20 protein-coding genes and 2 pseudogenes are annotated in these 26631 nt (G+C 74.1%); 15 read left to right on the top strand and 7 right to left on the bottom strand.

Going from position 1 to position 26631, the window contains the following annotated elements:
* The first annotated feature begins 130 nt into the window (after nucleotides 1-130).
* The 7 genes and pseudogenes from ACVV2G_RS06470 (at nucleotide 131) to ACVV2G_RS06440 (ending at nucleotide 12242) form a co-directional block, all read left to right on the top strand.
* The gene (locus ACVV2G_RS06470) at nucleotides 131-2833 is read left to right on the top strand and encodes a protein kinase (protein WP_453841613.1); all 2703 of its coding nucleotides are present in this window, start codon (nucleotides 131-133) and stop codon (nucleotides 2831-2833) included.
* Between the two features lie 145 nt (nucleotides 2834-2978).
* Nucleotides 2979-4709 carry a serine/threonine-protein kinase gene (locus tag ACVV2G_RS06465; protein ID WP_453841645.1) on the top strand — a complete coding sequence of 577 codons (1731 nt, stop codon included), beginning with the start codon at nucleotides 2979-2981 and terminating at the stop codon, nucleotides 4707-4709.
* 110 nt (nucleotides 4710-4819) lie between these two features.
* Nucleotides 4820-6094 carry a serine/threonine-protein kinase gene (locus ACVV2G_RS06460; RefSeq protein ID WP_453841644.1) on the top strand — a complete coding sequence of 425 codons (1275 nt, stop codon included), beginning with the start codon at nucleotides 4820-4822 and terminating at the stop codon, nucleotides 6092-6094.
* A gap of 81 nt (nucleotides 6095-6175) precedes the next feature.
* On the top strand, nucleotides 6176-7900 hold the full coding sequence (locus ACVV2G_RS06455) for a serine/threonine-protein kinase (protein WP_453841612.1): 1725 nt from the start codon (nucleotides 6176-6178) through the stop codon (nucleotides 7898-7900).
* Nucleotides 7900-8613 (top strand): annotated as a pseudogene (locus ACVV2G_RS06450) (serine/threonine-protein kinase); the annotation flags it as partial. The gene ACVV2G_RS06455 and the pseudogene ACVV2G_RS06450, both read left to right, overlap by 1 nt.
* A 157-nt stretch (nucleotides 8614-8770) precedes the next feature.
* A complete protein-coding gene (locus tag ACVV2G_RS06445; RefSeq protein WP_453841611.1) occupies nucleotides 8771-10384 on the top strand; it encodes a succinic semialdehyde dehydrogenase in 1614 nt (537 codons plus the stop codon).
* 40 nt (nucleotides 10385-10424) lie between these two features.
* Entirely contained in the window at nucleotides 10425-12242 is a 1818-nt protein-coding gene (locus ACVV2G_RS06440) for a GMC oxidoreductase (RefSeq protein WP_453841610.1), read from the top strand.
* A gap of 177 nt (nucleotides 12243-12419) precedes the next feature.
* Here ACVV2G_RS06440 and ACVV2G_RS06435 read toward each other — a convergent pair whose 3' ends face one another.
* Nucleotides 12420-13079 carry an LAETG motif-containing sortase-dependent surface protein gene (locus ACVV2G_RS06435; RefSeq protein ID WP_453841609.1) on the bottom strand — a complete coding sequence of 220 codons (660 nt, stop codon included), beginning with the start codon at nucleotides 13077-13079 and terminating at the stop codon, nucleotides 12420-12422.
* Here ACVV2G_RS06435 and ACVV2G_RS06430 point away from each other — a divergent pair.
* Nucleotides 13066-13362, top strand: coding sequence for a hypothetical protein (locus ACVV2G_RS06430; RefSeq protein WP_453841608.1), 297 nt, complete (start codon nucleotides 13066-13068; stop codon nucleotides 13360-13362). The genes ACVV2G_RS06435 and ACVV2G_RS06430 overlap by 14 nt on opposite strands.
* 795 nt (nucleotides 13363-14157) lie before the next feature.
* On the opposite strand, the gene ACVV2G_RS06425 is transcribed toward ACVV2G_RS06430, so the two are convergent.
* The gene (locus tag ACVV2G_RS06425) at nucleotides 14158-14445 is read right to left on the bottom strand and encodes a chorismate mutase (protein WP_453841607.1); all 288 of its coding nucleotides are present in this window, start codon (nucleotides 14443-14445) and stop codon (nucleotides 14158-14160) included.
* A 565-nt stretch (nucleotides 14446-15010) separates the two neighbouring features.
* Here ACVV2G_RS06425 and guaA point away from each other — a divergent pair.
* Nucleotides 15011-16591 carry a glutamine-hydrolyzing GMP synthase gene (gene guaA / locus ACVV2G_RS06420; RefSeq protein WP_453841606.1) on the top strand — a complete coding sequence of 527 codons (1581 nt, stop codon included), beginning with the start codon at nucleotides 15011-15013 and terminating at the stop codon, nucleotides 16589-16591.
* A 9-nt stretch (nucleotides 16592-16600) separates the two neighbouring features.
* Here the strand turns inward: guaA and ACVV2G_RS06415 are convergent, their stop codons facing one another.
* Nucleotides 16601-17086 carry a pyridoxamine 5'-phosphate oxidase family protein gene (locus ACVV2G_RS06415; protein WP_453841605.1) on the bottom strand — a complete coding sequence of 162 codons (486 nt, stop codon included), beginning with the start codon at nucleotides 17084-17086 and terminating at the stop codon, nucleotides 16601-16603.
* A 209-nt stretch (nucleotides 17087-17295) separates the two neighbouring features.
* Here ACVV2G_RS06415 and ACVV2G_RS06410 point away from each other — a divergent pair.
* From ACVV2G_RS06410 to ACVV2G_RS06400, 3 genes and pseudogenes are all read left to right on the top strand, one after another.
* Nucleotides 17296-17417 (top strand): annotated as a pseudogene (locus ACVV2G_RS06410) (class II aldolase/adducin family protein); the annotation flags it as partial.
* A gap of 244 nt (nucleotides 17418-17661) precedes the next feature.
* Complete coding sequence (locus tag ACVV2G_RS06405; RefSeq protein WP_453841604.1) at nucleotides 17662-18957, top strand: hypothetical protein; 1296 nt, start codon at nucleotides 17662-17664, stop codon at nucleotides 18955-18957.
* Between the two features lie 320 nt (nucleotides 18958-19277).
* Entirely contained in the window at nucleotides 19278-19799 is a 522-nt protein-coding gene (locus tag ACVV2G_RS06400) for a DoxX family protein (protein WP_453841603.1), read from the top strand.
* 119 nt (nucleotides 19800-19918) lie between these two features.
* Here ACVV2G_RS06400 and ACVV2G_RS06395 read toward each other — a convergent pair whose 3' ends face one another.
* Nucleotides 19919-20200, bottom strand: a complete 282-nt coding sequence (locus ACVV2G_RS06395; RefSeq protein WP_453841602.1) for a hypothetical protein — start codon at nucleotides 20198-20200, stop codon at nucleotides 19919-19921.
* Complete coding sequence (locus ACVV2G_RS06390; protein ID WP_453841601.1) at nucleotides 20187-21650, bottom strand: PspC domain-containing protein; 1464 nt, start codon at nucleotides 21648-21650, stop codon at nucleotides 20187-20189. Before ACVV2G_RS06390 ends, ACVV2G_RS06395 begins: the two co-directional genes overlap by 14 nt.
* 180 nt (nucleotides 21651-21830) lie before the next feature.
* On the opposite strand from ACVV2G_RS06390, the gene ACVV2G_RS06385 reads away from it, so the two are divergent.
* A complete protein-coding gene (locus tag ACVV2G_RS06385; RefSeq protein ID WP_453841600.1) occupies nucleotides 21831-23123 on the top strand; it encodes an ATP-binding protein in 1293 nt (430 codons plus the stop codon).
* Nucleotides 23120-23866, top strand: a complete 747-nt coding sequence (locus tag ACVV2G_RS06380; protein WP_453841599.1) for a LuxR C-terminal-related transcriptional regulator — start codon at nucleotides 23120-23122, stop codon at nucleotides 23864-23866. Before ACVV2G_RS06385 ends, ACVV2G_RS06380 begins: the two co-directional genes overlap by 4 nt.
* A gap of 16 nt (nucleotides 23867-23882) precedes the next feature.
* Here ACVV2G_RS06380 and ACVV2G_RS06375 read toward each other — a convergent pair whose 3' ends face one another.
* Nucleotides 23883-24941 carry a C40 family peptidase gene (locus tag ACVV2G_RS06375; protein WP_453841598.1) on the bottom strand — a complete coding sequence of 353 codons (1059 nt, stop codon included), beginning with the start codon at nucleotides 24939-24941 and terminating at the stop codon, nucleotides 23883-23885.
* Nucleotides 24942-25269: 328 nt separating this feature from the next.
* On the opposite strand from ACVV2G_RS06375, the gene ACVV2G_RS06370 reads away from it, so the two are divergent.
* Nucleotides 25270-25623 carry a hypothetical protein gene (locus ACVV2G_RS06370; protein WP_453841597.1) on the top strand — a complete coding sequence of 118 codons (354 nt, stop codon included), beginning with the start codon at nucleotides 25270-25272 and terminating at the stop codon, nucleotides 25621-25623.
* Here the strand turns inward: ACVV2G_RS06370 and ACVV2G_RS06365 are convergent.
* Nucleotides 25601-26614 carry a tellurite resistance/C4-dicarboxylate transporter family protein gene (locus ACVV2G_RS06365; protein ID WP_453841596.1) on the bottom strand — a complete coding sequence of 338 codons (1014 nt, stop codon included), beginning with the start codon at nucleotides 26612-26614 and terminating at the stop codon, nucleotides 25601-25603. The two genes, ACVV2G_RS06370 and ACVV2G_RS06365, sit on opposite strands and share 23 nt — an antisense overlap.
* Nucleotides 26615-26631: the final 17 nt, after the last annotated feature.

Genomic DNA, 26631 nt, shown 5'->3' with positions numbered 1-26631 from the left:
GCCCGATATCTGGCATCCCCTCTTTGCGGGTTGCCTCCGGCACGTATCGTGAGTGCTTGCGAGCCGTGCGCAGCCGGAACGGCCCGCCGGGCGAACGGAATTGACCGACGGGCTGCCGGGGGTGTTCGACGTGGACGACTATGCGGGACGGGTACTCGCCGACCGCTACCGCCTGCCCCTGCCGCCCTCCGACGAGTACGAACTCACCGAGACGCGGGCCTTCGACACCTACAGCGGCCAGGAGGTCCTGGTCCGCCAGGTGCCGCTGCCCGAGGTCGTCGAGGCGGAGGTGCTCGACGCGGACGGTCTGCCCGACGGTTTCACGGCCCGGGACGGCGGTTCCCGGCGCCCCGGCGGGCGTGCGCCGGCCGCGCACGGCGGCCCCCGGCGCCCCGCCGACCCGGTGGTTCGCCGTGCCGTCGAGGCCGCGCAGGCCGCCGCCGCCGTCCCCGACCACCCCCGTCTGGACCAGGTCTTCGACGTGTTCGCGGAGGGCGGTTCGCTGTGGGTCGTCAGTGAGCTGGTGGCCGCGAGGCCGCTGGCCGCGCTGCTCGCCGAGGAACCGCTGACGCCGTACCGGGCCGCCGAGGTGGCCTCCGACGTCCTCCTGGCGCTGCGGGTGCTGCACACCTACGGCTGGGTGCACCGCAACATCACCGCGCGCACGGTGCTCGTCTGCGACGACGGACGCGTGATGCTGACCGGCCTGGCGGTCGGGGCGGCGGAGGAGGCCCTGTGCGGGTACGACCCGGTGCCGGCCCCCGAGAGCGAGGACGGCGCCGGTTCCCCGGTCGCCCCTGACGGGACCTTCGGCCGGGGCGCCGGCGCGGAGACCGGTGCCCTCGGACCCGGCGGTGCCGGGGCGGGCTTCGCCGGCTCGGGGGGTGGGGCGGTTCCTGGTCTTGCCGGCCATGGGGGTGGGATGCCTGGGCTTCCCGGCTCCGGTGGTGGAGTGCCTGGTCCTTCCGGCCACGGTGGTGGGGTGCCCGGTCTTGCCGGCCACGGTGGTGCCGGGGTCCTGGGCGTCGGTCCCGGGAGTACCCGGCCGCGGAGCACCGGCCCCGGAGGGGTGCGGACCGGGATGCCCGGCCCCGGTGGGGACGATCCCGAGGCCGCCCGGCGTGCCGCCATCGAGGCGCGGAGCGTCGGTGGGCTGCCCGCGTCCGGCGCCGGAGCACCGGGCGGGGCCGCCGCCGGGCTCCCTCCCGCCCCGCTCGACACCAGCGGCGACGCCCGCGCGGCCCGTGCCGGGGCGATCGCTGCGTACCGGGCGGGAGCCCGAGCCGCCGCCCGCGTCCAGGAGGCGCAGGACGGCCGCACCGCCCTGCCCGGCGCCCGCCCCGCCCCCGACGACGTCCCGGGCCCGCCCGGGCGGATCGCCGACCCCTACGGCGTGGGCACGGCTTCCTGGCACGGTGCCGCCCCCCGCACCGTCGGCGGCCCGGCCGTCCCCGAGCCCTCCCTCCCGGACACCGGACGCGCCCTGCCCGCCGGTCCGCACCAGGAGGCCGGCGCCGCGCCGTCCGGGCACTGGGACGGCCCGGCCGCCCGGACCCCCGCGGCACGCGGCCCCGCCACCGCGCTCGCCGCCGAACGGGCGCGGCAGACGCGGATGGCCGTGGTCGGGCCGGTGACCGAGCGCTGGGCGCCGGAACAGGCCGGGCCGGTGCACGAGAACTGGCAGCTGGCCGCGCCCATCGGCCCCGCCACCGACCTGTGGGCGCTGGGCGCGCTGCTCTTCCGCGCCGTACAGGGGCACGCGCCCTACCCGGAGGACTCGACCGCCGAGCTGGTGCAGATCGTGTGCGCGGAGCCGCCGGCGTTCGCCGAGGAGTGCGGGCCGCTGCGGCCGGTCGTGGAGTCGCTGCTGCGTCAGGACCCCACCGAACGCATCGACTTCGAGGAGCTGAGCGGCTGGCTGCGCTCCCTCGTACGCTCGGCCCCGGAGCCGGAGGCCGGGATGCACGTCATCTCGGCCCCGCCCGCCGAGACCGGCCGGCTGCCCATCGTGCGCCGCCGGGGCGAACTGGTGCGCAGGCGGCGCGCCGGACTCCCCGCCCACCACGGACGGCACAAGCGGGACCGGCGGGAGGCGGCCCGTTCCCCGCGCAGCCTCGGCCGGACACTGCTCCTGCTGATCCTGCTCGCCCTGGCCGGAGCGGTCGCCTACGCCCTGTTCCTCATGCCGAAGAACGACACGAACGGCACCGGCGGCACCGACCGGACGGGAGCCGTCGGCGGGGCGAGCCAGGCACCGCCCGGGCGCTCCCCCGACGTCAGCAGCGAGCCCCGGCCGGAGCAGACCTCGCCGGAGACCGGACCGAGCGCCTCGGGGACGGGGGCCGGTTCCGCCGAGACGCAGACCACCGACCCGGACGTCGCCGACGGGTTCACCCTGCGCCAGGACCCGGAAGGCTTCCGCGTCGCGGTCGCCGAGGGCTGGGACCGCACGCCGCGCAACGGCAGCGGCCAGGTCGTCTACGGCAAGGGCGACTTCGAGCTCATCGTCGTGCCGGGCCGGGACCGCGCGAACGACCACGGCGACGACCCCATGGCGTACCAGCGCGACAGCGAGCCCGAGCTGGCGTCCTACCGCGCCTCCAGCTGGGCGACCTCCAGCGGGCTGAAGACCATAGAGGTCGGCGGACGGGCCATGGCGGAGGGGCAGTTCACCTGGACCGGCGCGGGCGGCGGCGAGCTGTACGTGCGCAACGTCGCGATCCTGATGGACGGGCGCTACCACGTGGTGCAGGTGCGCGGCCCGGAGGCGGAACGGGACGAGGTGACCCGGCTGTTCGAACAGGCGTCGGCGACCTACCAGTACACGCGCTGACCGCGGTGCGTCCCGATGGTTGCCTGCCGTAACGGAAAGCGACAACCGTCACAGAGCGGTTTCCGTACCGCCCCACCCGTTCCCCGAACGGGGACCGGTCCCTAGTCTGGCCCTGACAAGACCATTGCGGGGCAACGTGAATCAGATGCAGGGCCGGCTCGTGGCGGGCCGTTACCGGCTCGGCGACGCCATCGGCAGCGGTGGCATGGGCCGGGTGTGGCGCGCACACGACGAGGTGCTGCACCGTACCGTCGCCATCAAGGAGTTGACCGCCGCGCTCTACGTCTCGGAGAGCGACCGGGCCATCCTCCTGGCCCGCACCCGGGGCGAGGCGCGCGCGGCGGCGCGGATCAACCACTCGGCCGTCGTCACCGTGCACGACGTACTCGAACACGACGGCCGGCCGTGGATCGTGATGGAGCTGGTCGAGGGCCGCTCCCTGGCCGACGCGGTCAAGGACGAGGAGCGGGTCGATCCGCGGGAGGCGGCCCGCGTCGGCCTGTGGGTGCTGCGGGCCCTGCGCGCCGCACACACCGCCGGCGTCCTGCACCGCGACGTCAAGCCCGGCAACGTCCTGCTCGCCGACGACGGCCGCGTGCTGCTCACCGACTTCGGCATCGCGCAGATCGAGGGCGACAGCACGATCACGCGGACCGGAGAGGTGGTCGGTTCCGTCGACTACCTCGCGCCCGAGCGCGTCCGCGGCCAAGACCCCGGCCCCGCCGCCGACCTGTGGGCCCTCGGCGCGACGCTGTACACGGCGGTGGAGGGCAGGTCGCCGTTCCGCCGCACCTCGCCGCTCACCACCATGCAGGCGGTCGTCGAGGAGGAGCCCTCCGAGCCCCGGCACGCCGGTCCGCTCGGGCCCGTCATCAGCGCCCTGCTCCGCAAGGAGCCGGACGCGCGGCCCGACGCGACCGAGGCCGAGCACCTGCTCGCCCAGGCGGCGGAGGGACGGCGGCCGGACGCGGCCCAGGCCTACGTGCCGACCCGGTACACCGGCCCGGGGCGGCAGGGCGACACGCTCCACCAGGGACCGGCGGGGGCGGCGGGGGCGGTCGGCCCGGCGCCGTATGCGCCGACGGCCGGCCCGACGGCGTTCGGACACGCGGCCGACGGCCCCACGGCGAGCGGTCACGCGGCACCGGGGCACGCGCCCACGGGACCCACCAGGACCGGGTACCCGCCGGCCGGAACGCCGGGAGCCGCCGCGCCCCGCGGCCCCCGGCGCGGCAGGCTGCGCACGCTCGCCCTGGTCGTCGCCGTCGCCGCCCTCGTCGGCGCGGGCACCGCCGTGGTGCTGCACCAGCGGGACACCGGCGGCTCGGAGGCCGGCCCGGGCCCCACCCGCTCGGCATCCCCCTCGCCCTCCGCCACCGCCTCCCAGGACGCCGGAGGGCCCGCCCCGGCCGACTGGGTGCGGCGCGACGACCCGCTGGGTTTCAGCCTCTACCTGCCCGAGGGCTGGGAGCGCCAGGCCTTCGACGACGAGGGCGAACTCCGGCAGGTCGACTACAGCCCCGACGGCGGCGAGCACGTCCTCCGCGTCTCCGTCGACACCGCCCCCGACTACGACGACCCGTACGCGCACCAGATCGACCTGGAGGAACAGCTCCAGCGGCTGGTCGACTACCGGCGCGTCACCCTGGAGCGCACCACCTACCGCGACCGCGACAGCGGCCGGTGGGAGTACACCTGGACGGCGCTGGCGAAGGACACCGCCTTCCCCGGCCCGCGCCGCGCCGCCGCCCACGCCTATATGTCCCGGGACGGCGTCGAGTACGCCCTCAACATGTCCGGGCCCGCGGGCGACTGGGAGACCACCCGGCAGCAGTTCACGTCGGTGCTGCGGAGCTGGCAGGAGCGGTCCGGCTGAGACCGGCACCGGGCGGGACCCGGGAGCCGCCGCGACGGCGCTCGCGCACCCGTCGGTTGTCGGCCACCCGCGGGACGACGGCAGGGAGCCGCCGCACCCGTTGGGGCATGATGGGACGCATGGTGACCGAGGGGGCGGGCGGGCGTGTCATCGCGGGCCGTTACCGGCTCCACGAGCGGCTCGGCCGCGGCGGCATGGGCATCGTGTGGCGGGCCACCGACCAACTGCTCGTCCGCGAGGTGGCCGTGAAGGTGCTTCCGCTCGACGAGGCCCTCTCCGAGGCCGGGGCCAGGCGGCGCCGGGAGCGGACCCTGCGTGAGGCCCGCGCGGTCGCCCAGCTGAGACATCCGCACGTCATCGTCGTGCACGACGTCGTCGAGGACGACGAACGCGCCTACATGGTCATGGAACTGGTCGACGGGGGCTCGCTCGCCGACCGCGTCCTGCGCCACGGCCCGGTCGACGCCACCGAGGCGGCCCGCATCGGCGTCGCCCTGCTCGACGCCCTGGGCACCGCGCACGCCGCCGGCATCCTGCACCGGGACGTGAAACCGTCCAACGTGCTGATCGCCGAGGACGGCCGGGTCGTCCTCACCGACTTCGGCGTCGCCGAGGTCGCGGGCGCCACCACGCTCACCGAGAGCGGCTCCTTCGTCGGTTCCCCCGAGTACACCGCGCCGGAGCGGATGTCCGGCGCCGGGACCGGCCCGGAGTCCGACCTGTGGTCGCTGGGCGTGCTGCTCTGCGCGGTCCTCAGCGGCGCCTCGCCGTTCCACCGGGACTCGCTGGGCGGCGTGCTGCACGCGGTGGTCACCGAGGAGATCCGGCCGCCCGCACAGGCCGGGCCGATCCTGCCCGTCGTCCAGGGACTGCTGGAGCGCGACCCGGAACGGCGGCTGGACGCGGCCGAGGCGGAGCGGATGCTGCGCGCCTTCCTGGACACGGGCCGTACGCCCGCCATGCCCCGGGCCGGCGGGCCCCGGCAGGCGACGCGCGGCGCGCTCATGGCGGTCCTCCTGGTCACCGTGGCGGCGGGTGCGGGCGTCGCCGCGGCGGCGCTGCTCGCGGAGGGCGAGGGCGGCGGGGGCGGCGGGGGCGGTACGCCGACGCGATCGGCCTCCGTGCCACCGGCTACGGGGCCGCGGCCACCGTCCGCGTCCCTCTCCGCCTCCTTTCCCGCGTCCCTCTCGGCCTCCCTGCCCGCGCCCGGCTCGGCGTCCCTGCCTGCGCCCGGTTCCGCGTCCCGGCCTGCGCCCGGCTCGGCCTCCCTCGCCGCGCCTCCCTCCCCGTCGCCGCGCCTGTTCCGCTCCGGGCACCCGTCCCCGTTCCATTCGGCGTCGCCGCCCGACGCCGGGGCCGCCGCATCGCACCTAAACAGGAGATAAGCGGCAACCCGCGTCACGGGTCTGTGACCGCGGCCCGCGGGTGGTGGCTACGGACACGCCCGGCGCGATAAGGATGGAGCCATGAGCAGCAACGGGGGACCGCGCAGGCGAGCGGACGAGCCGACGAGTTTCGGACTGCAACCACCGCGTCCGCCCGCCGCGGTGCCGCACCCCGGCAATCCGTACGCGGCGCCCACCCGGGTCGTGGCGCCGCAGTCGCCGTCCCGGCCCGCGGGGGCGGAGCCCGGGTACCCGGACGAGCACCCCGGGCCCCCGGGGGCGGGCGCGCAGGTCCCGGGCGTCGGGCGGCTCATCGCCGGCCGCTACCGGCTGGTCGCCAGACTCGGACACGGCGGCATGGGCACGGTGTGGCGGGCGAAGGACGAGACCGTGGACCGCGAGGTCGCCGTCAAGGAGCCCCGCGTACCCGACCATCTTCCGGAACGTGAACGGGACAACGCCTTCGAGCGGATGCGCCGCGAGGCGCGCGCGGCGGCCCGGCTCGACCACCCCGCCGTGGTCAACGTGCACGACGTGGCGGTGGTGGACGACCAGCCGTGGATCGTGATGGAGCTGGTGCGGGGCCGTTCACTGGGCGACGCCCTCCAGGAGGGCACGCTGGGCGCGCGCGAGGCGGCCAGGGTCGGCCTGGAGGTGCTCGGCGCGCTGGAGGCCGCCCACGCGGCCGGCATCCTGCACCGGGACGTGAAGCCGGACAACGTGCTGCTCGGCCGGCACGACCGGGTCGTCCTCACCGACTTCGGCATCGCCCAGATCGAGGGCGAGACCAACCTGACCGACACCGGCGGCTTCGTCGGCTCGCCCGAGTACATCGCCCCGGAGCGGGTGCTCGGCCAGCGCCCCGGCCCGGCGAGCGACCTGTGGTCGCTGGGCGTGGTGCTGTACGCGGCGACGGAGGGCGTCTCGCCGTTCCGCCGCAGCAACACCCCCGCCACGCTCCAGTCCGTGCTCAACGCCGCTCCCGCGCCGCCCGCCTCCGCGCGGGGGCCGCTGGCCGAGGTCATCACCGGCCTGCTGGACAAGGACCCGGCGCGCCGCCCGGACGCCTCCCGGGTCCGCGCCCTGCTGGACGCCGCCGCGAACCCGCCCGCGCCGGCGCCCACCCGGGTCGTGCGGGGCGAGGGACCGGGCGGGCCGGGCGGAGCGTCCGCGTCCCGGTGGGGCGTCCGGCTGGGCCGCAACGCCTGGATCACCCTCGGCGCGGCGGTCGTCGCGGCGGCGGTCGCGTCGTACCTGGTGATCGCGGAGCCCTTCGCGGGGCCGCTGCCGGAGGGCTGGGAGCGGCAGGAACTCGGCACGAGGCACGGCATGAGCGTCGGCGTGCCGGAGGCGTTCGTGAAGCTGAAGCACCCCGACGACTGGGACGGCACCACCGAGTCGTTCGCCGATCCCAGCGGTGCGGTCACCGTCCACGTGGACCGCGACATCAAGGCCGAGGACAAGGACGGCGTGCTCCCGGACTCCGCCATGGCCAACGCGTGGGCGGACTGGGAGGTGGTCAGGGACGGCGACTACTCCCGGAACATCGCCGGCGATCCCGCCCCCGAGGGCGAACCGGTCGCGACCCGGTACCGGGACGGCAAGGCCGCCGAGAACACCGTCGCCTACACGACGACGGACACGCGCAACCCCCTTGAGCGGGAGACCCACTTCCTCTACTACCGCGCCGGGAACGGCGACATGTACCGGGTCTCGATCGACTACCCCCGCACGGGATACTTCGCCGACGAGGGACGGGAGATCGCCCGGACCGTCGTCGCCAACTGGGAGGTCGACCAGCTCTGATGGAATCCCAGGGCCGCCTGGTGGGCGAGCGGTACCGGCTGCACGGGCGCGTCGGTTCCGGCGTCTCGGGAACCGTCTGGCGGGCGTTCGACGAACGCGCGGAGCACGAAGTCGCCGTCAAACGTCCGCGGTTGCCCGGAGACCTCGCGGACGAGACGTACCGCCGGGCCGCCCACCGCCTCTACCGCGAGGCACGGGCCGCCGCCCGTGTCGACCACCCCGCCGCCGTCCGCATCCACGACGTGGTCGTGGAGGAGGCGGGGCTCGACGGACTGCCGTGGATCGTCATGGAGTGGGTCCCGGGCGAGTCCCTGCACGAGGTGCTCCGGCGCGGCCCGGTGGCGGCGCCCGAAGCGGCCCGGGTGGGCCTCGCGGTCCTCGGCGCCCTGCGGGCCGCGCACGCCGTCGGCATCGTGCACCGCGCGGTGAGGCCCACCAAGGTCCTCCTCGGCCCGCACGGCCGCGTCGTGCTCACCGACTTCGGCACCGCCCGCGCGCCCGGCGGGGATTCCCTCCGGGGCGCCGGACCCGCGGCGGACCTGCGGTCACTGGGCGTCCTGCTGCACACCGCCGTCGGGGACCGGACGCCGGCCGGGCCGCTCGGCCCGCTGATCGAACGGCTGAAGGCCGAGGACGCCACGCGGCGCCCGGACGCGCAGGAGGCCGAGCGGCACCTGCGGACGGTGGCCGGCGCCTCGGTCCCCGCGCCGGACCGGCGGGACGCGATCGGGCCCGGTCTTTCCTTACCCCCACGATAACTCCCTGATCAGCACGTTTGTTGCCAGCGATCACTGGCGCCGTGTGAGCGCCCGGTGAATCCCTATTACCGACGGGTACACAAAGCGCGCGCGGCGGCATACTCTGCGGCTCATGACGGATGCGCAGGCCCCGGCCATCACCGGCACGAATCCTCTCGCCCCCGCCCCGGCGGGCGCCCGCACCGCCGCGGACGTGGTCACACCCGAGCTGGTCGCCCAGCTCACCAAGGGCGTGGCCGGCTCCGGCCGCACCGCCAACCACACGCCGTTCACCGGCGAGAAGCTGGCCGACCTGCCCGAGTCGACGCCCGAGGACGTGGCCCGCGCCTTCGAGCAGGCCCGCGCCGCCCAGGCGGTCTGGGCGCGCACCCCCGTACGGCAGCGCGCCGCCGTCCTGCTGCGCTTCCACGACCTGGTGCTGGAACGCCAGGCGGAGGTGCTCGACCTCATCCAGCTGGAGACCGGCAAGGCCCGCCTGCACGCCCACGAGGAGGTCCAGGCGGTCGCGGTCGCCGCCCGGCACTACGGCCACAAGGCCCCCGCCTACCTGCGGCCCAAGCGGCACACCGGCGCCGTACCCACCCTGACCAAGGTCACCGAACTGCGCCACCCGCGAGGTGTCGTCGGCCAGATCGTGCCCTGGAACTACCCCTTCGAACTCTCCGTGGGCGACGCCCTGCCCGCCCTCGTCGCCGGCAACGCGGTCGTGATGAAGCCCGACACCGAGTCCTGCCTCACCGCGCTGTGGGCTCGTGACCTGCTCGTCGAGGCCGGGCTGCCCGCCGACGTCCTCCAGGCCGTCATCGGCGTCGGTCCCGTCATCGGCCCCGAGGTCGTCAAGCACGGCGACTACGTCTCCTTCACCGGCTCGACCCGCACCGGCCGCGAGGTCGCCACGGTCGCCGCGGACCGCCTGGTCGGCGTCTCGCTGGAACTCGGCGGCAAGAACGCCATGCTGGTCCTGGAGGACGCCGACGTCGAGAAGGCGGCGGCGGGCGCCGTACGCGCGTGCTTCTCCTCCGCCGGCCAGCTGTGCGTCTCCATCGAGCGGCTGTACGTCCACGAGTCGGTCGCCGACGCCTTCCTGGACCGCTTCGCCGCCCGCACCCGCGCGATGCGGCTGGGCAGCGCCCTGGCCTACGGCGCGGACATGGGTTCGCTGGTCAGCGGGCACCAGCTGGAGACCGTCAAACGGCACGTGGAGGACGCCGTCGCGAAGGGCGCGCGCGTCGTCGCGGGCGGGGCGGCCCGACCCGACATAGGCCCGTACTTCTACGAGCCGACCATCCTCGACGGCGTCACGGACGCGATGACCCTGTGCTGCGAGGAGACCTTCGGCCCGGTCGTCTCCGTGTACCGCTTCTCGCACGTGGACGAGGCCGTCGACCGCGCCAACGCCACGCCGTACGGGCTGAACTCCTCGGTGTGGACGACCGACGCCCGCCTCGGCCGCCAGGTCGCCGCCCGTCTGCGCACCGGCACCGTCAACATCAACGAGGGCTACGCCTCCGCGTACGGCAGCGTCCAGTCGCCCATGGGCGGCATGAAGGAGTCGGGGCTCGGCCGCCGGCACGGCTCCGAGGGCATCCTCAAGTACACCGAGTCGCAGACCGTCGCCCACCAGCGGTTGCTGCCGATGGCGCCCTCGCTGGGCATGGACGACGCGAAGTACGCGGCGTTCTTGAACCGGAGCCTGCGCCTGATGAAGGCGTTCCGCTTCCGCTAGGCCACCTCCCAGTCCACCCCGTTCTCAACGAGGAGAGCACGTGTCGCAGGAGAAGTCCGTCCAGACCCGGGACGAGCACGGGTACGACTACGACGTCGTCGTCGTGGGTTCGGGGTTCGGCGGCTCCGTGTCCGCCCTCCGCCTCACCGAGAAGGGCTACCGCGTCGGCGTCCTGGAAGCCGGCCGCCGCTTCACCCGCGAGTCGCTGCCGAAGAACTCCTGGGACCTGAAGAACTACCTCTGGGCCCCCAGGCTCGGCATGTTCGGCATCCAGCGCATCCACCTGCTCGGGAATGTCATGGTCCTGGCAGGCGCCGGGGTGGGCGGCGGCTCCCTCAACTACGCCAACACCCTCTACGTGCCGCCGAAGCCCTTCTTCGAGGACCCCCAGTGGCGTGGCATCACCGACTGGCACGAGGAGCTCACGCCGTACTACGACCAGGCCCGGCGCATGCTCGGGGTCCGGCTGAACCCGACGACGACCCCGTCCGACGTGCACCTGAGGGCGGCGGCCGAGCGGATGGGCGTGGGGGACACCTTCCACATGGCGCCGGTCGGCGTCTTCTTCGGCGACGGCGAGGACGCCGACGGCACGGCCAGGGCGGAACCGGGCGAGAGGACGCCCGACCCCTACTTCGGCGGCGCGGGCCCGGAACGGCAGGCCTGCACCGAGTGCGGCTCGTGCATGACCGGCTGCCGCCTCGGCGCCAAGAACACCCTCAACGAGAACTACCTGTACCTCGCCGAGCGGGCCGGAGCGGTCGTGCACCCGATGACGACGGTCCTCTCGGTCACCGAGGACTCGCGCGGCGGGTTCGCGCTCGCCACGCTCCCCACCGACCGCCGGAAGAAGGGGACGGGCCGCACCTTCACGGCCCGCCGGGTCGTCATAGCCGCCGGCACCTACGGCACCCAGACCCTGCTGCACCGCATGAAGGCGGGCGGCCAGTTGCCCCACCTGTCCGACCGGCTCGGCGAGCTGACCCGGACCAACTCCGAGGCCCTGGTCGGCGCCCAGACCGACGACCGGCGCTACCGCAAGGCCACCGGCGAGCCCCGGGCCGACTTCACGCGCGGCGTCGCCATCACGTCCTCGATCCACCCGGACGCCAGCACCCACATCGAGCCGGTGCGGTACGGCAAGGGCTCCAACTCGATGGGCAGCCTGTCCATCCTCCAGGTCCCCTACGCCGGACCCACCGCGTCCGGCGCGTCCCGGGTCCTGGGTTTCCTGGGTCACGCGGCCAAGCACCCCCTGCTGGTCCTGCGCTCCCTGTCCAACCGCAAGTGGTCGGAGCGGACCATCATCGCCCTGGTCATGCAGTCCCTGGACAACTCCCTGACCACGCGCCTGAAACCGACGGGGGTCGGCAAGGGCCTGCTCACCGCCGGCCAGGGCCACGGCTCGCCCAACCCGAAGCAGATCAAGGCGGCCACGGAAGGCGCCTCGGCGCTCGCCGCCGAGATCAACGGCTTCGCCGGTTCCAACGTCGGCGAATTGATGGGCACCCCCCTCACCGCCCACTTCCTGGGCGGCTGCCCGATCGGCGCCTCCCGCGAGACCGGCGTCATCGACCCGTACCACCGGCTCTACGGCCACCCCGGCATCTCGGTCGTCGACGGCGCCGCGGTCTCCGCGAACCTGGGCGTCAACCCGTCCCTGACCATCACGGCACAGGCCGAGCGGGCGATGTCGTACTGGCCGAACAAGGGCGAGAGCGACCCGCGTCCGGCACAGGGCGCGGGGTACGAGCGCCTGAAGCCCGTCGAGCCGGCCTCCCCGGCGGTCCCGGCGGACGCCTTCGGCGCGCTGCGGCTTCCGTTCCTGGGCATACCGGCGGTCCCGGCGAAGAAGTAGTGGGGGCGGGAGCGGGAGAAGCAGGAGGAGAAGTGAAAGCGGGAGCGGGGGCGGGAGCGGGAGGAGAAGCAGGGGCGGGGCGGGGGCGGGGCGGGAGATCGGCGGGGCGGACGTACGAAAGGACCTGCGCCCCCCTCCGCGCGCAGGTCCTTCCCGTCTTGTGAGCCCTACCGGTGCTTACGCCTCGGTACCGGCCTTGCGGCGGCGCACCGCGAACACCGCCCCGCCACCGACGGCGAGGGCGAGTCCACCGGCGAGGCCGATCATCGGCAGCGCGGAGCTGGAACCGGTCTCGGCGAGGCTGCCGGTGACCGCGGGCGTGTCGGCGGCCGGCTTCTCGGCGGCGACCGGCGCCTTGCCGCCTTCCTGCGGCTCGGTGCCCTCCGTGGCCGTACCGGCGGCCACGATCCGGAACTTGTAGGCGACGTCACCGAAGCCGGTGCACTCGCCGTCCGCGTCCCCGTAGATCGTCGCGCCGAGCGTGAAGCCGGCGCCGACCGGGGCGTCGGCCCGCACGTTGATCCGCAGCGGGATGTCGACCTCGTAGTCGGGCGCCAGCTCCTCGGTGTAACCGATGTAGCCGACCGCGTAGCCGAACTCGTTGAGGTCCTCCCAGAGCTCGTCCTCCGGGTTCCACGCCTGGAGGCCGACCTTCTTGCTCTCGAACAGCTCCTCGCCGTTCACGTCGGCGGAGGCGCCGGCCAGGTACTCCAGGTTCTGGAGCGTGGAGCCCGAGTTGTTGGCCACGTTCAGCGAGAACTCGTGCCAGCCGCTGCCCGCCGCGATGCTGCCGGGCAGGCCGGTGATGTCGACGCCGACCTTGGTGTCCTCGCACACGGACGGCTCGGGGTCGGGAGTCTCCGTCTCCTCGGGCGCGGAGGTGCTCGGCGACGGCGAGGCGGGCGGCGTCGAGGTGCCGGGCGCCGTGGACTCGGGGGCCGAGGCGCTCGGAGAGCTGCTCGGGGAGTCGCTCGGAGAATCGGTCGGCGAGTCGCTCGGCGAGTCGCCAGGCGTGGGGGCGGTCTCGTCGGTGGACTGGCTCGGGGACGGGTCGCCGGTCGCGGGTGTGCTCTCGGAACTGCTCGGCGGCGGGGACGACGGCGTGTCACCGGTCGCGTAGGCGGCCGGCGCCGCGAGCAGCGCCGCCGGCGCTATCACTGCGGTGGCGGCCACGGCTGCCATGGCGCGGCGAAGCTTCATGAAGACCTCGGGTGGTCCGGCGTGCCGCACGTGCGGCACGGAGGGTCGGGAGGCCTCCGCGTGTGGGGCGCGCGGGAGTGGCCCTTGGTTCAAATGGTTCGGTTGGTTCGGTTGGTTCGGTTGGTTCGACCTGTTGGATCTGTGCAGGCTGTGAATGGTTGTCCTGACCTCACAGAACCTTTATGTGTCCTGCGTCACCCGAGCGGGCCGAGGGCATGGCGAAGGGCCCCGCGGGCTGGTGCCGCGGGGCCCTTCCTCGGTCAGCACCGGCGTCAGGGCTGCGCCGGTGCCCGGGGAGCGGCGCCGGGGGGCTGCGCCGCTTGCCTCGATTGGCCATGCGGTCGAGTGGGTCGCGCGGGGACTGGGCCGCTGTCCCGCCGGAGCGCGTTCCGCCGGCGGAGAGGGCCTCGGCAACCGTTCGGTCCTGGTTCGGACCCTTTCCGGCGGCCGGCTCCGGGCGTCCCCGGAGCCGGCCGTTCTCTGGGTGACCGGGCTGCTGTCCCCTGCCGTCCGGTCACTTTCCTGGAGCGAGGTCCCACGACGCACGGCACCATCCGTGCGTCTCATCGCTCCAGCGAGCCACGCGTGGTTCTTTCGGGCCCGCCCCTGGCTGACACGGACACCGGGACCAACGAAGCCGCCGCCGTCCCGGTCACGCGCCGTACGGGTGAGTTCGGATTCGTACCCGGAGGCGACACCCGGACGTGCGGGCCCCTCAGACGCGTCCGCGGCACAGCTCCAGCATCGTCATCGCCAGCGCCGTGCCCGGCCTGCCCAGCGCCTGCCGGTAGTGGTCGAGAACCTCCATCTCGCGGGAGAGGTTCACGCGCCGGCCGCCGGAGGTGATCCGCGCCTCCTGGATGACGGCGGACACGGCCATCCGTTCCTGGATCAGTCCGATGATCCGGTCGTCGAGCGCGTCGATGCGCTCCCGTGCGCCGGTGATCACGCCGGCGGCCTCGGTGGTGCGGGCGCCGGTGTTGTCTGCTGCGGTGACGGTCATGTCGGGAACTCCTCGCCGAAGGGAGGTGCCCCGGCCGACGCGGTCCGCGAACGCCAGACGCCCCGGACCTTGTCGGCCCGGGGCGCCTGGGAAGTCGCTTGTCAGATGCTCAAGCAGCACGACCATGGCAGCCGGTGGGCCGGTTGCCATAGGTAAAGAGGAAGGTCTGGTGCGTGAGCATGGGCCCAGTATGCCCCCGCGACGGACGGCGTCCAAGCCTGTTCGCATGGTGAGACGCGGGGTGCAGCGACTTGGGCACCGGGGGCGGGGTGGGCACACGGGTCCGCTGTGGTGGCTGGGCCCGCGTGGTGGCTGGGCTCGCGTGGTGGCTGGGCTCGCTGTGGTGGCTGGGACATGCGGGCCACCGGCCTCCGCGGTGGCCGGGTGGGGCGGGCTGTGCGTCCAGTGTGGTGGCTGGGTGGGGACCGGGTGTGTGTCCAGTGCGGTGGCTGGGGGTGGTGGCGGGCTGTGTGTCCAGTGCGGTGGGCGGGCGGGACGGGGTGCCTGCCCGTCTCGGTAGAATCGGGAGTACAAGACCCCCAGCCCGACCGCCGGAAGGCACCCCGTGTCATCAGCGACTCCCGCTGCCGCCGCCCCCGACACCGTCCTGGTCGTCGACTTCGGCGCGCAGTACGCCCAGCTCATCGCCCGTCGTGTCCGCGAGGCGCGGGTCTACAGCGAGATCGTGCCGAGCTCCATGCCGGTCGAGGAGATGCTCGCCAAGAACCCGGCGGCCATCATCCTCTCCGGCGGTCCCTCGTCGGTGTACGAGCCCGATGCCCCCACCCTCGACCGCTCCCTGTTCGAGGCGGGTGTCCCCGTCTTCGGCATGTGCTACGGCTTCCAGCTGATGGCGCAGACCCTCGGCGGCACCGTCGACAACTCCGGCGCCCGCGAGTACGGCCGTACCGACCTGTCGGTCTCCAAGCCGTCCTCCACCCTCTTCGAGGGCACCCCCGCCGAGCAGGCCGTGTGGATGTCGCACGGCGACGCCTGCTCCGCCGCCCCCGAGGGCTTCGCCGTCACCGGCTCCACGAGCGTCGTCCCGGTCGCCGCCTTCGAGAACGACGAGAAGAAGCTCTACGGCGTCCAGTACCACCCCGAGGTGATGCACTCCACGCACGGGCAGCAGGTGCTGGAGCACTTCCTGTACCGGGGCGCGGGTCTGCGCCCGGACTGGACCACCGGGAACGTCATCGAGGAGCAGGTCGCGGCCATCCGCGAGCAGGTCGGCGACAAGCGCGCCATCTGCGGCCTGTCCGGCGGCGTGGACTCCGCCGTCGCCGCCGCCCTCGTCCAGAAGGCCGTCGGCTCGCAGCTGACCTGTGTCTACGTCGACCACGGCCTGATGCGCCAGGGCGAGACCGAGCAGGTCGAGAAGGACTTCGTCGCCTCCACCGGGGTCAACCTGAAGGTCGTCGACGCCGAGGAGCGGTTCCTCAAGGCGCTCGCCGGGGTCTCCGACCCGGAGGAGAAGCGGAAGATCATCGGCCGCGAGTTCATCCGCGTCTTCGAGCAGGCCCAGGCCGAGATCATCGCCGACGAGGGCCCCGCCGTGGAGTTCCTCGTCCAGGGCACCCTCTACCCGGACGTCGTCGAGTCCGGCGGCGGCACCGGCGCGGCGAACATCAAGTCCCACCACAACGTGGGCGGGCTCCCCGAGGATCTCGAGTTCCAGCTCGTCGAGCCGCTGCGCAAGCTGTTCAAGGACGAGGTCCGGATGGTCGGCCAGGAGCTGGGTCTGCCGGACGAGATCGTCCAGCGCCAGCCCTTCCCGGGCCCGGGTCTCGGCATCCGCATCGTCGGCGAGGTCACGAGGGAGCGGCTCGACCTGCTCCGCGCGGCCGACGCCATCGCCCGCGAGGAGCTGACCGCGGCCGGCCTCGACCGGGACATCTGGCAGTGCCCCGTGGTGCTGCTCGCGGACGTCCGCTCCGTCGGCGTCCAGGGCGACGGCCGCACCTACGGCCACCCGATCGTGCTGCGGCCCGTCTCCTCCGAGGACGCGATGACGGCCGACTGGTCGCGGCTGCCGTACGACGTGCTCTCCAGGATCTCGACCCGGATCACCAACGAGGTCAAGGACGTCAACCGGGTCGTCCTCGACGTGACGTCGAAGCCGCCGGGCACGATCGAGTGGGAGTGACCCCCCGCCCTATGCGCGCCTGACCGTGCGCAGGGGCTGCCCGGGGTGCCAGACCTGGACGACCAGGAACGCGTCGTCCTCGACGCAGGTGCGCACGACCTCCGTCAGCTCGGTACGGAAGAGGTGGAACGGCTCCGGCGGTTCCACCTCTTCCACGTAACGGGCCCTCGTCCCGGCGTCCTCCACCTCGACGGCGCGTCCGCCGACGCGTACGTCCCCGCCGCCCATGCCGGTGCCGTCCCCCGGGTTCGCCTGCAACGCGAACCGCGGGTCGCGGCGCAGGTCGAGCGCCTTGACCGAGCCCGGCATCATGCCGAGCCACAGCTCACCGCCGAGGAAGCGCACCTCCAGACCGGTGGTGCGCGGCGAGCCGTCCTTGCGCAGGGTGGCGAGGGTGTGGTGGGTGTACGCGCCGAAGCGTGCCTCGACGGTGGCCGCCAGTGCGGGTTCGGCCGTGGCGAAGTCCGCCCAGTTCGCGGTGGTGCTCGTTGTCATACGGCGAGTGTGGACTCGAATCCCGACATCCTGTGTCGAGTATCGCGCCCGCATCTGTCCTCCCGGTCTCACCGCCGGTGACTCCCGGCCCGTAGGCGATGCCAGTGCCGCGCCCAGCACCGAAGGACGACCGAAGGACGACTGAAGGGCAGAGGACACATGCACGGGACGGCCGGGGCCACTCCGCCCCCGCCGGTGCCCACCGCGAAACCGGTGTCGCCGTCGACGCGAGGAGGGGCGGCGCATCGCCGAGGTGCTCGGCTCCGGCAAGGCACTCGTGCCGCGCGACCACGGGCTGCTGACGGCCGGCGACTCGGTGGACGCGGCGGCGGGAGCGGACACGGAGCTGATCCCGGCCGTGACGGGATTCCCGCAGCCGGGTCAACACGGCGGTCCGCATGTCACTCGCGCCGAGCCGGGCGGGCCGGGGGTGCCGGGCGCACGGGGGGCCGCGTGCGGCACAATTCGCTGTCGTCCCACGGGACTTGCGGGGGCCGTCGCGGGCGAGCGGCGGTGTCGCCGCGGACGTGGGTGCTGGGGTTTTCGCAGAGTTCTCGGGAAGGCGGGCGTCGGGCGTGGCGGTGCAGGAGGCGAGACACGGGAGCGGCCCGGTCAAGGGCGGGTACGAGGCGGCGCACGGCGGCGGCTGCACCTGCGGGGACTGCCCGCACGGAGCCCGTGAGGGGCATCGCCGGGCGGTCGCCGCGTTCCTGCTGCGGCGGGACGAGTTCGCGGCCGGGCGAGGGCTGCCGGCCGCCGTGGCCCACTCGGCGTCCGCCTCCCGGCAGTGGGTCTCGGAGGAGTTGACCCAGTCCGCGGAGGTCGTCGCCGAACGAGGGCGTGCCGAGGGCGAGGCGTGGCTCGCGGGCCTCGGGCGCCGCACGGCGGCCTTCGTGTGGGCTGCGGTCGTGCTGCTCCTCCTCGTCCAGGCGCTCACCGCGATCGGTGCCGGCTGGACGGCGGCGCGCACCGCCGGGCTCGCGGCGGCGCTGGTCCTGGCGGGCGCGCTGACGGCGGCGTCGTGGTTCCACCGGGCGCGGGGCGGGGCGCTGGCCCCGGTCATCGGGGAGGACAACCGCCTGTCCACGTCCCGGGCCGTGGCCGCCGCCTGGGTGCTGTTCGTCGCCTACGCGGTGCTCGTCCTGGCCGGACAGCTGGCCGCGGCCTCGGACGGTGATCGGCGGGACACGCTGCTCTCCGGGCTGGAACTCGCCCGCGGCGCCGGCGCGGTGACGGTGCTCGCGGTGGTGTGCGGGATCGCGGTCCTGGTCCGCCGGGTGGTCGGGCTGCGGGTGCTGGGGCAGCGGCTGCAGAAGGTGCGGGCGGACCGGCCGCGCGCGGCCGACCTGCTGACGGACGATGCGGGGCGCGGGGCCTTCGCCGACATCCAGTACGTGGTGATCAGTGCCGTCGCCCTCGTCTTCGCGGCCGTACGGCTGGCCCGGCGCCCGGAACACCTGCCCGATCTGCCGTGGGGGCTCGCGGTCGTGGTGCTGGTGTCGGCGGCGACCTACGTGGCCGGCAAGTACGCGGAGGGCGGTCGCCCCGTGATCCTCTCCGTGGTGCGGGCACGGGAGGCCGGTGACCTGGATGCGCCCATCCGCACCGGCGACGACATCGAGATCCGCGGCGCCGGCTTCGTGCCACCGGGCGCCCAGCGCGCGGACCGGCTGTCCCGCATGGTGGTCCGCATCGGCGCGGTCAACGTCCACGTTCCCCTCGTCCCCGTCACCGGCGGCTTCAGCAACCCCACGGACGACCTGCTGACCGTCCCGGTCCCCGCGGACGTGGAGCCGGGCCGGGTCGACGTCCAGGTGGTCACCAGCGCGGGCGTGGAGACCAACCGGTACGCGATCGACGTGACGGACTGAACGCACCGGCCGCACCCGTCGCACCGGGTGCCCCGCCGCACCGGCCGTACCGGGTGCCCCGCCGCACCGGCCGTACCGGGTGCCCCGCCGCACCGGCTGCTCGATCGTCTCGGATGCCCGGATGCCCGGATGCCCGGATGCCCGGATGCCCGGCCGAGCGGCGACTTGTCGGGACGAGGCGGGACGGGGCGGGCACCGACGCGGCAGCCTGTCGAAACCGACAGGAAGAATCCGGCCGCACAAGGATTGAGCTGGGCTCCCGCGTCGTACGTATGGACTGTGACGGGGCTCGGCGCGCGGGCGAGAGGCGGCTGGCAGGGATGACTCACGGCAGGCGGACGGACGCGTACGGCGCACATCCGGGTGGTGGCGGGGACTGGCGCGACCACGCCACCCGGTATGCCCTGCTGCCCCTGAGGATCTTTCTCGGCATCACCTTCATCTACGCGGGCCTCGACAAGCTCACCGACAGCGCCTTCATGCAGGACGCGGGGGCCGGCTCCGTCGGCGACATGATGCGTGCCGTCCGCGACTCCTCGGCCATCCCCTCCCTGGTCGACCTGGCCCTGGAGAGCCCCGTCGGTTTCGGCTACGCCATCGCCCTGGGGGAACTGGCCGTCGGCATCGGCGCCCTGCTCGGCCTGCTGACCCGTCTGGCGGCGCTCGGCGGCGCGCTGATCTCGCTCAGCCTGTGGCTGACCGTCAGCTGGGCCTCCGCCCCGTACTACTACGGCAACGACCTCCCGTACATGTTCTGCTGGGTGCCTCTCGTGCTGGCCGGCGCACCCCTCTGGTCACTGGACGCCCTGATCAGGAACCGGCGCCGCAGCAGGGCCTACTAAGCCAGGAACACCGGCACAGCGGCACGGCCGCCAGTGGCGATCCACGGGGGCCGGAGTCCCGGGGCACGCGCGGTGAACCTCGGGGCGCGAGTCACGGGCGGCCGTTTACGGGGCAGGAGTCACCCGCCACGGGGACCGCCCCCCGAGCCGCGAGCTCCGTCGGCCGGGAAGTCCGCCCGGGGCTCGTCGGCGTCAGCGTGGAGCGCTCCGCGGCGCCGGTGCAGGGACCGGGCCATGACCCCGACCGCTCCGGCGATGCAGAGGCCGCCCACGACGAGGGGGATCATCGCGAACCACGGGGTCTCCCAGAGGCCGCCCGCATCGCCGGCGTAGACGACGCCGGCCAGGGCCAGGAAGACACCGGCGACCAGTCGTCCGGGCTGGAACCTATGAAGCAGCACGGGAAACCTCCGCCTGTCCGACGCCGACCCGGAGGTCCAGGTCGAGCGTGCCGGTGTCCTTGCCGCCCGTGGCGGGAGGGAGGGTGACCTCCTTGTGCTTGCCCGGTGCCACGTCCACGTCCTTCTTGTCGTCGCCGGGCAGCTGGATGTCGCCCACGCCCACCTCGACGCTCAGCCGCACGGTCACGTCCTGGGGCACGACGACCCGTATTCGGCCCAGGTCCACGTCGGCCCGGGTGGTGACCGTCTGCCCCTCGGCCAGATCCAGCCGGGACAGGTCGAGGGTGCCGCTGCCGGTACCGATGTCGTACTGCTCGCGGACGCCGGCCGTCGTGGTGGGCTCCCAGCTGGGCCGGGTCCAGTCGGTGCCGACGTCCTCGGGGACGGTGGCCGCCCCGGCCAGCAGGACGGCCGTGACGATCGCCAGGAAGATCGAACCGGCGCCGGTGCGCCCCAGGAAGGAGCTGACCGCGATACCGATACCGAAGACGGCGAGCGCGCAGGCCAGGCCCGTCTGAAGACTGGCGCCGAGCGGGTGGTCGTCCCAGGTCAGCCGGGTGCCGAGGAACCCCGCGGCCATGGCGAGGAGGAAGATCCAACCGCCGATTCCATGAGAGACGCGCGGCTGGGGGGACCGCGCACCCCGGTCGCTCGCGGTCGCGCGGCCGCAGTCCGGGACTCCGCGGCCCCCGACCGGGACTCCTCGGCCGATGTTGACGGCCGCCGCGACGTCCCGGTCCTCGGAGTCCGGCGGGCCCCACAGGTACCCCGTCCCACCGACACGGGTGCCGTCCTTGACTATGGGTTCGCGCCACCAGGAGGGCCACGTGAACATGATCGGGGGCGCCTGGGCCTCCGGTGGGGCGTCGGCCACGGCCTGGGCGGAGAGCGGGTCGGGGTCGGGCGCCTTGCGATGCCGCGACCAGTACCCGGCGCCCGCGAGGACCAGAGAGAGGACGACGGCGAAGGTCAGCACCCCGCCGTTGTTCAGCATGGTCAGGAAGACCCCGCAGCCGACCAGGGCGAACAGCACGGCGGCCAGTGCCTGGCCGTCGACCCGGCCGGTCAGCAGCTTGTGCACCTCGTTCTCGTCCTCGTCGTCGTAGGGGACGAAGAGCCAGGCGAAGCCGTAGAAGATGAGGCCGATGCCGCCGGTGGCGGAGAGCACCGCGAGCGTGATGCGGAAGATCACCGGGTCCAAGTCGCACTGACGCCCGAGACCGGCGCACACCCCGGCGAACGTCTTGTGCCGCCGGTCGCGCCGGAACCTGTGCGGCGGCTCGGGGACACCGGAGCCGCCGGCGCCGCCGGGTGCGCCCGCGGCACCGGCGTCGGTGGCCGCATCCGCGGCATCCGCGGCGGTCGCGGCGGCCTGCGGCCCGGCGCCCAGCGGGGGGCGCGGGCCGGGGCCGGGTCCCGGACCCGTCGCGGCGTGCTCGTGATCTGTCATGAGTCCATGGTGACGGGCGCGACGCCGTGACGGCAGCCGGTTCGACCCTGGTCGGACCCTGATATCGGCCCTGACTCCGTGCCGGGGGAGCGTTCGAGACAGCCCCGGACCGAAGATCAGGGGAGTCTCGGGGACCGACCCTGATGCCCGTGCTCCCGCGGCCGTGTGAACATCGGTGGCATGCCGGAAGCCGCAGCAGCACCACTCGCCGAACCGCGGCCGCCGCGCAAGCTCTACCGCAGCGGCGACGGACGCTGGCTCGGTGGCGTGGCGCGGGGGCTCGCCGGGCACCTCGGACTGCCCGTCATCTGGGTGCGGTTCGCCTTCGTGGGCCTGTTCATGGCCGACGGCCTCGGCGCGCTGCTGTACGCGGCCTTCTGGTTCTTCGTGCCCCTGGGCATCGGCGGCGTCGACGCCCAGAGGCCGCCGTCACTCGTCACGGCCGGGACCTCGCCGGACGGGCGCCGAAGACTGGTCGCCCGCAAGCCGGACCGGGGCCAGATCGTCGCCCTGCTCCTCATGGTCGTCGTGGCCCTGGTCTTCGTGGGCAACGTCGACCTCGGCGGCGGAGCCAAGGCCTACCTCTGGCCGACCGTACTCGTCGGCGCGGGCGTCGCCCTGGTGTGGCGCCAGGCGGACAACGCGCGCCGGGCCCGCTGGGCCGAGGTGGGCCGTCACCGGCGCACCGTGACCCTGCTGCGCTCCGTGGCCGGGGTCCTGCTGGTGACGGCCGGTGTCACGGGCATCTTCGTCCTGCAGGGGTCGGCCGCGCACCTCGGCTCCGTTCTCCAGGCGGCCCTCGCCGTCCTCGTCGGCATCACGCTCCTCGCCGGCCCCTACCTGGTGCGGATGACGCAGGACCTCTCCGAGGAGCGGTTGATGCGCATCCGGGCGCAGGAGCGCGCCGAGGTCGCCGCCCACGTCCACGACTCGGTGCTGCACACCCTGACCCTGATCCAGCGCAACGCGGACAGCCCGGGCGAGGTGCGTCGGCTGGCCCGGGCCCAGGAGCGCGACCTGCGCGCCTGGCTCTACAAACCGGAGGGCAACGGCAAGGACGAGGACGATGAGCCCACCACCCTCGCCGAGGCCGTCCGGCGCAACGCCGCGGAGGTGGAGGACAAGCACGGCGTCCCCATCGAGGTCGTGGTCGTCGGCGACTGCCCGCTCGACGAGAGGATCTCCGCACAGGTGCAGGCCGCACGCGAGGCGATGGTGAACGCCGCCAAGTACGGTGGCGAGGGCGGCGCCGTACAGGTCTTCGCCGAAGTCGAGGGCAGGACGGTCTTCGTGTCCGTCCGGGACCGGGGCCCCGGCTTCGACCTCGACTCGATACCCGCCGACCGGATGGGCGTCAGAGAATCGATCATCGGCCGTATGGAGCGCAACGGGGGTACGGCGCGGCTGCGCGCGGTGCCGGACGGCGGCACGGAGGTCGAGCTGGAGATGGAGAGGGCGGAGAAGACGTCATGAGCGACCCGACCGAGGGGAACGGAACGGCGGGAGCGGGCGGGGCGGACGAGTCCGCACAGCCGGCGAACGGCGGCACGGGGGAGCGCCACGTGCGCGTGGTGCTCGTCGACGACCACCGCATGTTCCGCACCGGCGTCCAGGCCGAGATCGGCCAGACCGCGCAGACGGGGGTCGAGGTCGTCGGCGAGGCAGCCGACGTCGACCAGGCCGTCACCGTCATCACCGCGACGCGGCCGGAAGTGGTGCTCCTCGACGTGCACCTGCCGGGCGGCGGCGGGGTCGAAGTGCTGCGCCGCTGCGCTCCGCTGATGAGCGACGCCGAGCAGCCCGTCCGCTTCCTCGCGCTGTCCGTCTCGGACGCGGCGGAGGACGTGATCGGCGTGATCCGGGGCGGCGCGAGGGGGTACGTGACCAAGACGATCACCGGTACGGACCTGGTCGACTCCGTCTTCCGCGTCCAGGAGGGCGACGCCGTCTTCTCCCCGAGGCTGGCCGGGTTCGTCCTCGACGCGTTCGCCTCGACCGACGCCCCGCCGGTGGACGAGGACATGGACCGCCTCACCCAGCGCGAGCGGGAGGTGCTGCGCCTGATCGCCCGCGGTTACGCGTACAAGGAGATCGCCAAGCAGCTGTACATCTCGGTGAAGACGGTCGAGTCCCACGTGTCGGCGGTGCTCCGCAAGCTCCAGCTGTCCAACCGCCACGAGCTGACCCGGTGGGCGACGGCGCGACGGCTGGTCTGACCACCGGCCCGGCGCGTCACACCACCCGCGTCGCCCCCGCGAACGGCATCTGGTCGACGGGGGCGAGGCGGACCGGCGCCGAGGGGTTCGGGGCGTGGATCATCCGGCCGTTGCCGACGTAGATACCGACGTGACTGATGCCGGAGTAGAAGAAGACCAGGTCGCCGGGGAGCAGTTCGGAGCGTGCGACGCGGCGGCCCGCGTCGATCTGGGCGTAGCTCGTGCGGGGCAGGGAGACACCGGCGGCGCGGTAGGCGGCCTGGACGAGACCCGAGCAGTCGAAGGCGTCGGGGCCGGTGGCGCCCCAGACGTAAGGGCTGCCGAGCTTCTGGTGGGCGTAGGCGACGGCCGCGGCGGCACGGGAACCGGGCGCCCGGGCCGCCGCGGAGAGGCCGGTCCGGGGGTCTGCCGGGGAGCGGGAGACGCGCTCGTCCGCGCCGTGGCCGAGGCGGGCGCGTTCCGCGGCCGTCAGCCCGGACAGCAGGCGGCGGGCCGCCTCCAGCTTGCCGGTGACGGTCGCGCGGTGACGCTTCAGCTCGGCCCTCCGCGACGTCAGCGAGGTCACCTCGACGCGTGCGGCGGCGCGCAACTGCTCCACGTCCCGCAGCTCCTCGCGCACCAGGGCCACGGTGGCCGACTGCCGGCTGCCCGCCCGTGCGACGAAGGCGGCGCCGTCGAGATACCGGTCGGGGTCGGCGGAGAGCGCGAGTTGCAGACCCGGGTCGAGGCCGCCGCTGCGGTACTGGGCCGCGGCTACCGAACCCAGCGCCTCACGCGCCGAGTTCAGCCGGTCCTCCTTGCGGGCGACCTCGTCCCGCAGATCCTCCAGGCGCCGCTCGGCGGCGTCGGCCCTCTCCTGCACGCCGTTGTACTTCTCGGTGGCGACCTCCGCCTGCCGGTACAGCTCGTCCACCCTGGCCTTGACCTGCGCCGGTGCCGGCTGCGGATCGGCGTGCCCGGTCCCGCCGCCCAGGCCCGTCGCGGTGGCCGCGCCCGCCAGGGCGATCGTGGCGGCCGTGCGGGCCGCCCCGCCGCCCGCCGGGCGCTGCTGCCGTGGCCTGCGGTGCGCTGCCACTGGAGCCCACGTCCTTCCGCACTCGTCATCCGCTCGTGCCGGCCGGTTCCGGTCACTCGGGGAGGACGGTAGGCGGGCGCGCGCAGCGACGGCGCCGAGTTGCGCGGAACTGTCGGTACCGGACCAGTCGATGGCCTTACGTGACCGCGGAACCCCCGCATGGCCGTCTGCTTCACGCAGAGTGATGACCGATACGCCGTTCCAGGGGCGGGGGAGGCGCCTGAGGTGTTATGCGGCGCGCCTGTGCGGCGAGGACGGCCCCGCCCCGTCCCGCATCCGCCGGTCCGGTGTCGGCGGGTGTCCGGGCCCGTAGCTAGGCTCCGGCCTCATGGACGTACTCATCCACCTCTTCGTCGGTCTCCACATCATCGGTATCGCGGCGCTCCTCGGAGGCTTCCTGACCCAGATGAAGGCGATGGGCCGGGGCACGGCCCGCTTCATCCCGGCGATGCTGCACGGGGCGCTGACGATGCTGGTGACCGGAGTGGCCCTGGTCGGTCTCCACCAGGCCCAGGACCACTCCGTCGACAACATCAAGATCGGCGTGAAGCTCGCCGTGCTGATCGTGATCCTCGGCCTGGTCTACGTGAAGCGCGACGACCAGAAGGTGGAGAAACCGCTGTTCGGCCTGGTGGGCCTGCTGACCGTCGTGAACGTCTTCATCGCGGTGCTGTGGACCTGAGTTCCCCGCCGTCCGCGCCCGCCGGCCGCAGCCCCGCCCGGGCCTGGACGACCGCCCCGGCCCCGACCGCCAGCCACGCGGCCACCGCGATCCACAGCAGCACCCGACCGGGGGCGTCCAGCCACGGGACGTCGACGGCGGCGGCGACGGACAGGGTCGCCGCCGCCGTCATGCCGAGGGGAAAGGCGGTCGACCAGCGGCGCACGTCGTAGCGGACCCGGGGCCAGGCGATCTCGGCGGCGAGGAGCACGGCGTACCAGGCCAGGTCCAGGGCCAGCAGGAAGACGGTCAGGTCGTGCAGGACGGCGCTGTCGTCCTCGTTCCACATGTACATGCCGGTCCCGGCCGCCGCGAGCAGCTGGGCACCGGCGAGCGCGGAGATGGCGAGCGCGCCGCCCGCCAGCCAGTGGTCCCCGTTCCCCCGGGCCACCTGCCGCAGGTCGAAGCGGAACAGCGCGATCAGGTACAGCACGATCCCCAGCCAGAACGGCACCAGGGACGCGTACGCCAGCCAGGGCGCCGAGGTGGCGGCGGCGAGCGTGGCGCCGAGCACGGCGAGCCCCTCCGTGGCCACGCAGCCCAGGAACACCGCCCCCGGCATCCGGCGCCCCCGGCGCCGTACGACCACCAGCAGCAGAACCGGCCACAGCAGTACCGCCAGCACCAGCAGGGCCGCCGCCGGGACGGGCCAACCGAGCAGGGAGAGGCGGGTGCCGAGCACGGTCGTCGCGGCGACGGCGGTGAGCGCGCCCGGCGTCCCCGCCCGCGTCACCCACCGCGTGCGCTCGACCAGCAGCAGGTGGCCGAAGTTCGCCGCCAGGGTCAGCCAGGCCGCGCAGGCCAGGACCAGGGTGACGCGGGACAGGAGCTGGTGGCCCGTCAGGTGCAGGCCGATCGACAGGATGCCGGTCGCCATCACCGCGGCCCCGGCCGCCGGCGGACGCTGCGCCCACCAGGCGCGCAGAGGGTGGGGGGTGGTGCCCGATGACATGCGCCCGATGCTAGAGA

The sequence above is a fragment of the Streptomyces sp. JK94 genome, from assembly GCF_053613315.1.
Note: the sequence above shows the minus strand (reverse complement) of the source record. Positions and strands in the feature narration are given on the sequence as shown.